This is a genomic window from Falsiroseomonas oryzae (assembly GCF_027856955.1).
GTDB lineage: Bacteria > Pseudomonadota > Alphaproteobacteria > Acetobacterales > Acetobacteraceae > Falsiroseomonas > Falsiroseomonas oryzae.
Window position 1 is genome coordinate 1 of record NZ_JAPSMD010001005.1, and the last position, 576, is coordinate 576.

Here is a 576-nt window from a genome sequence, read left to right on the forward strand (position 1 = left end):
GGCTGTGGCCGGCGCGCGCCGCGGCCGACCCGCTCGCGGCCTTCCTGGCGGAGCGCGACCCTGGCCCGGACTGTCCGCGCGCGGGCTATGCGCTCGCCAGGCGGCTGGCGGCGCGCCGGCCCGGCGACTGGCAGGTGTTCACCTGGCCGCTCGCCGCCCTGCTGTTGCTGCTCGCCTGGCCGGGGCTGTTCTCCCTGCTCGCCTTCGCGCCGGACCGGGCCGTGGAGCGGCCGCTGATGTTCCTGGCCGCGACGGCGCTGACGGTCATGGCGCTGTTCGTGCTGTGGACGGGCGGCGTGTTCGACGGTGCCTCCCGCCGGGACCGGCAGCGCGTGACGGCGGGCGTCTTCGCCGTCCTGCTCGGTGGCGGATGGATCATGGCGCAGGCGCGGCCGGAGAACGCGGAAGGCGCGATGCTGCTGCTGATCGGGCTGGCGGTCGTGACGATGGTGCTGGTGGCGCGGCGCATCGCGGCGTGGCGCCTGGCGCCGCAGCCGGCTGCCGGCCCGCCCGCCGATGCCTTGGGATGGTGGCAACGGGCGGCGGCGGCGCCGGCACGGCTCGCCGCGGCCTATG

The 576-nt window shown here is 77.4% G+C and carries 1 protein-coding gene; it reads left to right on the plus strand.

The window, feature by feature from the left end:
- Positions 1–576, plus strand: a 576-nt coding sequence (locus OZN99_RS33210) for a hypothetical protein (protein WP_270939421.1), incomplete at both ends; no start/stop codon positions are given.